Source organism: Raoultibacter timonensis (assembly GCF_900240215.1).
Lineage (GTDB): Bacteria > Actinomycetota > Coriobacteriia > Coriobacteriales > Eggerthellaceae > Raoultibacter > Raoultibacter timonensis.
In genome coordinates, this window is sequence record NZ_LT964681.1 from 438,132 (window position 1) to 445,145 (window position 7,014).

Consider the following 7,014-nt stretch of genomic DNA (forward strand, 5'->3'; position numbering starts at 1 on the left):
GCTTTGGGCAACCGGTCTACTCCACGTCGTCGCCCGAGCCGTTGAGGCTGATGGGATCGCCCACGAACTTCGAGGGATTTGCGATGAGCGTCTGGAAGAAATCCTTGGTTCGAGCGGGAATTTCGCGCAAATCGAACATCGGTTGGCCGCCGTAGGTATGCAGATCGCTTTCGACTCCCACCGCGTCGATGCCGAGCCCGTTGGCCGCATACAGCGCACGGTACAGATGGTAGGTTTGCGTGACGACGATCATGCGCTCGACCCCGAACACGTGCTTTGCGCGGTACATGCTCTCGTAGGTGGAGAATCCCGCATGGTCGCAGAAGATATCCTCGCTCGGTACGCCCTTCGATATGGCGTAGTTCTTCATCGCGAGCACCTCGTTGTACGATTCGGTGCCGTTATCGCCGCTCATGATGATCTTGGGAGCCGCTCCTGCGAAGTAGAGCTCGATGCCGCGGTCGATCCGGTCCTGAAGGATGCCCGACGGCGTTCCGTCGGCGAGAACCGACGCACCGAGCACGAGAATGCACTGGGCATCGCCCGATGCCGCCGTTTCGGCAGACACGATCCTATCGCCGCCCGTCTTGATGACGACGGCGTTCGTTATCCCCGCTACCGCGATAACGAGAACGATCGCCCCGACGATAACGAGCAATACGGTACCCATGAGTCCATGTTTCCTTACCTTGGCCATGCAGTGATAATAGCAAAGGTGCCGCATTGATCGGTCGCGTTCATCCGTCTCCTACCGAAAAGGAACAGCTCTTTCACAACAATGAGAACAACGCGAAGAGCTCCGCGACAACCGAGTCGGACAGATCGAACCGGTTCGAACCGCAATGGGCGCCGATCGATTCGACGCCCATCCGGAAGGTGCCCGGCGATCCCGGCGTGCGAGATCGCCGATATGTCGGGTTTACGCAAGATCCCCTGCAAGCAGGCGTGCCACGTGGCGGCCCTGCGTGGAGGTTCGGCCCGATGCGCAGCCCACGATGTACTCGGGATAGTTGCCTGAGAAGAAACTGCCCGACACATCGCCCGCCGCGTAGAGCCCTTCGATAACGCCGCCGTCTTTACCGATGACCTGGCAATCCTTGTTGATGCGCAAGCCGTCGAGCGTGGTCAGGAGCGATCCACCGAACCAGCAACCGTAGAACGGAGGCGTACGGAGCGCCGAGAGGCGGTAGGCTTCCTTGCCGAACTGCGTATCCTCCTGGTTGTCGAACATCTCGTTGTACTCGTCGACCTGTGCGAGGAATTCCTCTTTCGGCAGCTGCATCTTCTCGGCGAGCTCTTCGAGCGTATCGGCCTTCACCATGATGCCCTGCTCGAGCGCGACCGCACAGAACTCGTCGATGGGCATACCCGCCGCCATCATCTGGTTTGCGAACGCCGAGCAGCCGACCGTCGAGAAACGCAGGATGTCGTCGGAGGCGTTGCCGTCGAACACCTGGCACCACACGCCGCCGGGCTGGTAGCTCGCTGCGAAGCACATGAAGTCGTAGGGCATCGACTCGTTGACGAAGCGCTTGCCGTTACGGTTGACCTTCATGAACGGCTGGCTGCCGATGTTCTCCTGGAAGATCGTGCCGGGAAGCATCGCCTTTTCGCCTTCGCCCACGTATCCGCAATCAACCCCGGGCTCGACCGCGCCGCGATCGAAGATCATCGGAGCGGGATCGGCATCCTTGACGCCTCCGGCCCACAGCCCCGCCTTGAGGCCGTAGCCATCGTTGTTCGGGGCATAGCTCGAAGCGGTGCAGCACTCGAGGGCCGCAGGCTGCAGCGCGCTCATCATCACGGGGTTGGCCGGGTAGCCGCCCGTTGCCAAAAGCGTATCCTTCGCGTTGATCTGCACGTTGCCGTCGGACGTTGAAAATATCGCGCCCGTCACCTTCGCTCCGTCGTGGACGAGCTTCACGAGTTCGTGCTTGTAGCGGATCTCGTGGCCGAGCCCTTCGATGTGCTCGGCGAGAACATCGTTGCGCATCGGCGGCGTATAGGGCGGCAGGTACACATGCTGCAGGTACGGCATGTAGTAGTCGGTCCCACCCGAGGGATGCGCGGGCGGCGTATCGAACACGGTCTGCTTGCCAGCGGCCTCCATCATGGGCGCGAACCACTCGATCATCTCGGCGCTCTCGTCGATCCAGACTTTGATGACCTCCTGATCGCACTTGCCCGATGCGTAGCGCGTGAGCTCGTTCAAGAGCTTCGCCTTGTCGACCTCGACACCTTCGGGCGTATACATGGTGTTGACCGCGCCGAGGTACTCGCGGGTTTCCTGCACGCTGTCGTTCTTCTCGCACAGGATGAAATCGAGGCCGAGGTCGCCCGCCGTCCCCGCCGCGCACATGCCCGCCGTACCCGCGCCGATGATGAGGAAATCGGTTTCCTCGGTACGCGCGATATCGGTCACCTCGGGCTCGGCACCGAGCCAGTCGGTTCCCGCCTGGGCGTTGTCGTTCGGCGCGGCATCGGCCTGACCGCTGCCGTCGTTCTGAGGTGCGCATCCGGCAAGGCCGACCATCGAACCGGCTGCCGCAAGAGCGCCGAGGCCGATGAATCCGCGGCGGGTGAGCCCGCCCCTCTTTTCGTTCATGATATCCATGACTTCCCTTCCACAGAGTTTTTCGTTCCGATCGGACGGCGTTTCGCGTGCCGTCCGCATCGCGTGCTGCCACCCTATCTCGCTTCGCCCGTTTTGCCGTCACCCCGAGAACGCGAACTTTGCTTTTCCAACTCGACTACCGCTTGGATGCATCTCGGGCCGCAGCTCGCCCCGAGAGGGTGAACCGTACTAAAATGGCTCTTCACACCTACTTTTTTCGATACGAGTCGTATACACTTGGGTCGGGAACGATTTGGGAGGAACTTCAATGAACGAGAAAACGTCGTCAAACGTGATGGCGATACGGGCCAGTGCGGCTCTTGCGCTGCTGCTCGTGAACGGTTTCCTGCTCAACAATTTCCTTTTCCCGCAGTTCATCGGAATCAACGATGGCGCTCGCGAGATATCGACGTATTGCGGCGTCGTATTCTTCGTGCTGCTCGGCGTTGCCGCCTATCGCAAGCCGAGCGTCTTCGTCGAGAAGATCTGGTCGACGTTCTCGTTCGCCGCCCTGGGAATCGGAATTGTCTTCCTCTATTTCGGAATCATGGCGCGCTCGCCTTTGCTGCTTGCCATCGGGAGCCCCTTTGGGGGCATCGGCACGGTATGGACCACGATTCTCGCCATCATCACGCTCATGAGACTCGGGGTCACGCGTTGCGCGATCTGCATTCCGAGCGCGTTCGTATTGAGCTACGCGATAAGCCTGCTGCTCTCCGTGGTACCCCTGCCCTTCGTTGCGGGGCTTACGCTATACGCCCTCGTTATCGTTGCTGCGTTCGCTCTCGTGCGCACCTATGCGCTCGGGACCATCGAGACCATCCGATCGGTCGATTCCCCCATCGTGCTCGACGTGACGAACCCCTCGTCGTACCTGCCGTTCTCCCACCCGGTGTTCGTGTCGATCATGCTGTTCAACGCCGCATACGGATACGCCTTGAACCTGCAGACCGCCGTTGAGACCCCCGCCCAGATGCTGTTGTCGTATCTGCCGGTCACGATCGTGTTTCTAGCCGTCGTCATCGGCAAAGCGAAGCTCGACGCCGATACCTTGTTCCAAACCTCGACGCTGCTCGTATTCGCAGGATTCCTTACCGCACCGCTCGTCCTCATAGGGTCGGGCGCGCTCGGCGGTTTGCAGTTCTCAAGCGTGTTTCTCCATGCTGGAGCAAGCGCCTTCACGCTGTTGATGTACTTCCTCGTAGCCGCCGTCGGATCGCGCAACCTGCTCGGCGGCATCACGACCGCTGCCTTCGCCATGGGAGCGTCGTGGTGCGGCATCGGCATCGGCGCACTCGTAAGCCAGGCAATCGGCAGCATTACGGCAGGCGATGTCGACGGAATACTCTGGGCATCGGCCCTCATCACCTTCGGCTTCATGTTCTACAATTTCGTCGTGCTGAAGAAATTCAGCTTCGAATCGGCCATCCAAGGCATCGTTCCCGTTGCTCCCGCGGCGATCGAGCCTATCGGAGACGCCACAGGGGATATGCCGAGCCTCGAAGACAACTGCCGCACCGTCGCCGAGCGTTTTGGCTTGACGAACCGCGAATCGGAGGTACTCGAACTGCTGGCGCGGGGGCGTACGAGCCCCATCATCCAAGAGAAGCTGTTCCTCTCGCACAACACGGTGAAAACCCACGTGCGTCACATCTACTCGAAAATGGGCATCCACTCGCAACAAGAACTCATCGATATCGTCGAGCATGCGGGAAAAGCCTGAGGATGGCACGAAATCCCGCAAAACGAACGCACGACCACTCGAAATAAGCAAAAGTCGAAGACGCATTCGGAAGGCGCGTTCGGCCACAGTCAAGGATGCGAAAGCTCAGCAATCCAAACTTGAAAGACAACACGGATACTCGCCGAGAATTCGATGGGCTTAAGCTTCGAAGAAGCAATCCGCACGTCGATGTGCTCACTCGGCGTAATCGAACGAAGCATGCATCAATGCGATCAATTCATCGCGCAGGAAGCAGTGCTTCCGCGTGAAGCCCGGATCCTCGTAGCGCAGGCGCTTGCCCGTCTTCTTCGCCACCTGATGAGCCAAGCGGTTGAAGGCGCCGCCATCCATCACTTGCCTCCGTGACACCGTCACCACCGTGAAACCCAGCGAGGCGAGCGTGTTACGGCGTCGCGCGTCGCTCTCCTGACGCTCGGGATCGGTGTGGTAGAGCTTGCTGTCGTATTCGACGCAGAGAGCGGCGTCGGGCCAGCACAGATCACACTCGCAATAGGTGCGATCTGCCAGCTTTCGCATGCTCGCAGGCACGTCGACACGATAGTTGAGCTTCGGCCATCCAAGACCGTAGCCGCCCAACCCGTAAGGCAGGCAGAGCAGCATGGCAAGCATCGTCTCCATGGGGGAAGCGGAGCCGTCCTGTCCATAGCGGAGCGCGCGAAGGGCCCTTGCGCGACCGGGTGCATTCGGTGCGGCCTCGACAAACGCTCGGAGCTTCGCAACCGAGGTGAGCGGTGCTTCGCGGCGCTTGGCGGGAGCATTGTCGACGAGGTAATAGGTACCGCAGAGCTCGAAGCAAAGCAGTATGAGCTCCACGAGCGACATTCTGCTTGCCATTTGCAAAAAGCAGAACTCAGGCGAACTCATCAAGAATCCCTGTCCTGCATCGATGATTGATTTTTCGGGCAACGTGCTCCATACGGTGCTCACAATGCTTTTGGTTCGCGCACGGGATTCGCCATTGCTAACCAGAACGTGCACCGGGAGCGCACAACCGCCCGGACGACGGTTGTCGCCCTCGAGCCGCGGTTTTTCTTTGGATTCCAACGTTGCCCGAGCCTGCCGAGTCGCCTTTTGGCGTGCCCTGTTATCGCCGAGGAAGCCAGAGCCGACCAATCGCCAATATGCGAGGGCCGAATCGTATGCGATAACGATGCTCATGCATGTATCCTATCATGATTTGGCAGAAATTTCGACCTGTGTCAATTTGTGAATTAGTTACTTTATTGATAATGCGATTGATCGCGGGAAAATGCCTGGTCGCGAATTCTTCGAGATAGACATGACATATATTTACTATCTTACATTTTGACACAGGTCGAATTTTCTGCCGTTTTAAGCTATTTGGAGGTCTATGCAAGATCTCGCATTCCGATGCTCCACCCCATGCATTCCCCTGTGCGGTAGCATTATTCAGGAATACGGCGCCTCCCGACGGACCGCCCGAAGACTTGCGCGCCGATGGCTCGCTCCGAGCCTTCCATTAGTGCAGCATTGCACGTTGCGACGATAGCGCATTTCCCCTTTCCGTTCGATGACACCGTACCCAATGCTACGACGCAGGCTGCGCTAGTGCGGTGCTCAGAAGAAGACGCCGTCGCGTGCGCTTTCCTCAAAAACCGCGCGCAAGGAACACTATCGTATGGCCTTCCGCATACCGCTCGATTTACGGCTCCGTTCGAACCCGCAAAAAAGCCCGCCTACCTCAATGGGCGTTGGCGGGCCTTTTCCGTCGGACGTAAACGACGTAGGGCTTACTTAACGACGATGTTCACCAAGCGGCCGGGGATCACGATCACCTTGACGGCGCTCTTGCCTTCCATCGCGTTCGACACGGCGGCGAGCGCCGTTTGCTTGATCGCGTCTTCTTCGGCGTCGGCGGCAACCATGATGCGGCTCTTCACCTTGCCGTTGATCTGCACGGCCAGCTCCACCTCGTCGGCCTTGGCCTCTTCGGGATCGAACTCGGGCCATGGCTGCTCGTGCACCGAACCCTCGTGGCCGAGCACGGTGTGCCACAGCTCCTCGGCCCAGTGCGGGGCCATGGGCGCGAGCATCACGACGATGGTCTCGGCCACGTCGCGGTCGAGCTTGGGCAGGTGGTCGCATGCTGCGCGCGTTTCGGGAGACACCTTGCGCAGGTAGTCGCCCGCGGCGTTCGAGAGCTCCATGATGGCGGCGAGCGCGGTGTTGAAGTTGTTGCGGTCGATGTCGTCGATCACCTTGCCGACCACGCGATGACGTTCGCGATTGAGCACATCGGAAGCGGCGATGCCCTCTTCCTGAGTTGCTTCCCCTTGGTAGAGCGTATCGTCGCCCGCCTGGCCCATAAGGTCGTTCACCTGGCGCCATACGCGGTTGAGGAAGCGGTAGATGCCGGCGAGGCCGTCTTCCTCCCACTCGAGATCCTTGTCGGGCGGCGCCATGAACAGGATGTAGGTGCGCACCGCATCGGCACCGTACTCGACGATCATGTCCTCGGGAGCCACGGTGTTGCCCTTCGACTTCGACATGGTCTCGCCGTTGAGCTTCACCATGCCTTGCGTGAGCAGGTTCTGGAACGGCTCGTCGAAATCCACGAGCCCGATATCGCGCAGCACCTTCACGAAGAAGCGCGAGTAGAGCAGATGGAGGATCGCATGCTCGATGCCGCCGATGT

Annotated in this window: 5 protein-coding genes; 1 reads left to right on the forward strand and 4 read right to left on the reverse strand. The window is 59.8% G+C overall.

Annotation, left to right across the window (positions count from 1 at the left end):
* Positions 1–16: 16 nt before the first annotated feature.
* Positions 17–670, reverse strand: a complete 654-nt coding sequence (locus C1722_RS14035) for a SanA/YdcF family protein (protein ID WP_102379986.1) — start codon at positions 668–670, stop codon at positions 17–19.
* Positions 671–919: 249 nt separating this feature from the next.
* Positions 920–2,614: an FAD-dependent oxidoreductase gene (locus C1722_RS14040; protein WP_342352773.1), complete on the reverse strand. Its 1,695-nt coding sequence runs from the start codon at positions 2,612–2,614 to the stop codon at positions 920–922.
* A gap of 268 nt (positions 2,615–2,882) precedes the next feature.
* On the opposite strand from C1722_RS14040, the gene C1722_RS14045 reads away from it, so the two are divergent.
* Positions 2,883–4,337: a response regulator transcription factor gene (locus C1722_RS14045; protein ID WP_102379987.1), complete on the forward strand. Its 1,455-nt coding sequence runs from the start codon at positions 2,883–2,885 to the stop codon at positions 4,335–4,337.
* Positions 4,338–4,532: 195 nt separating this feature from the next.
* Here the strand turns inward: C1722_RS14045 and C1722_RS14050 are convergent, their stop codons facing one another.
* On the reverse strand, positions 4,533–5,264 hold the full coding sequence (locus tag C1722_RS14050; RefSeq protein ID WP_244902593.1) for a hypothetical protein: 732 nt from the start codon (positions 5,262–5,264) through the stop codon (positions 4,533–4,535).
* Positions 5,265–6,109: 845 nt separating this feature from the next.
* The coding region (locus C1722_RS14055) for a class I tRNA ligase family protein (protein ID WP_146040717.1) at positions 6,110–7,014 on the reverse strand (905 nt) is incomplete at its 5' end.